Origin of the sequence: Bacillus sp. HY001 (assembly GCF_007558965.1) — a bacterium.
GTDB lineage: Bacteria > Bacillota > Bacilli > Bacillales > Bacillaceae_G > Bacillus_A > Bacillus_A mobilis.
The window spans coordinates 1-504 of the sequence record NZ_VLTE01000199.1 but is presented as its reverse complement, the minus strand read 5'-3'; the positions used below and the strand labels follow the sequence as shown (position 1 = coordinate 504).

At 34.7% G+C, this 504-nt stretch carries 1 protein-coding gene and 1 pseudogene; one reads left to right on the top strand and one right to left on the bottom strand.

Going from position 1 to position 504, the window contains the following annotated elements:
• Nucleotides 1-218 (bottom strand): annotated as a pseudogene (locus FOT98_RS33180) (winged helix-turn-helix transcriptional regulator); the annotation flags it as partial.
• Between the two features lie 23 nt (nt 219-241).
• Between FOT98_RS33180 and FOT98_RS30415 the strand changes: the two are divergent.
• On the top strand, nt 242-504 hold a 263-nt coding region (locus FOT98_RS30415; protein ID WP_186292149.1), incomplete at its 3' end, for an alcohol dehydrogenase catalytic domain-containing protein.

Below are 504 nucleotides of genomic sequence, written 5' to 3'. Positions count from 1 at the left end.
ATCTTAAAGGTGAACGGTGTAACAAAATCCATATAATTGCTATTTTCCAACTTCCTCCTATCTACAGATAAAGTTAAATCGTGTCCATTGAAAAATTCTTTGTCCTTATAATGAATAACCATAATTTCCGACTTTTTACCACGAAAAATGTTTATAGTGACGGATTTGTCAGTATTGTAATTAAAAATATAAAGTGTAATCTTAGTAATGTAAATAATAAAAAAAGAAGGTAGGGATTCAGTTGAAAAGTAGAGCTGCTGTTGCGTTTAAATCAGGAGAACCACTTCAAATTGTAGAAATCGATGTAGAAGAGCCAAAAGCAAAAGAGGTATTAGTAAAAATATTATACACCTCTGTCTGTCATACAGATGCTTTTACCTTATCAGGTGATGACCCAGAAGGTATATTTCCCGCTGTACTAGGTCATGAAGGTGCTGGTGTGGTTGTTTCTGTAGGGGCTGAAGTGACTTCAGTAAAGCCTGGTGATCACGTGATTCCACTATA